Origin of the sequence: Thalassospira sp. MCCC 1A03138 (assembly GCF_002115785.1) — a bacterium.
GTDB lineage: Bacteria > Pseudomonadota > Alphaproteobacteria > Rhodospirillales > Thalassospiraceae > Thalassospira.
In genome coordinates this window covers 1-351 of the sequence record NZ_JFJY01000033.1, presented here as the reverse complement: position 1 = coordinate 351, position 351 = coordinate 1, and the positions used below count along the sequence as shown (strand labels likewise).

General features: G+C 62.7%; 1 pseudogene. It reads left to right on the top strand.

The window, feature by feature from the left end:
* A pseudogene (locus TH468_RS21115) lies at positions 1 to 338 on the top strand (methyl-accepting chemotaxis protein); the annotation flags it as partial.
* Positions 339 to 351 lie beyond the last annotated feature (13 nt).

Below are 351 nucleotides of genomic sequence, written 5' to 3'. Positions count from 1 at the left end.
TCACCTCGGTCCAGAACGAAACCGGCGAGGCGGTTGACGCCATCCGCCGCATTTCCGAAACCATTGCCAAGGTCGCCGATAGCTCCACCGCGATTGCGGCCGCGGTCGAAGAACAGCACGCCGCCATCGGCGAAATCGCGCGCAACGTCGAAGAAGCCGCCAACGGCACCCGCGAAGTGTCCGAGCGGATCGAAACCGTCAATGACAATGCCGGCAAGGTTTCATCAGGCACGACCCAGCTTGCCCAGACCGCCGAAAAGCTCGTCACCGAAGCCGTGTCCCTCGACGAAGCCGTCGAAAGCTTCCTTGCCGAATTGCGCCGCAGCGCCTCGGCCTGATCCAAAGCTGATC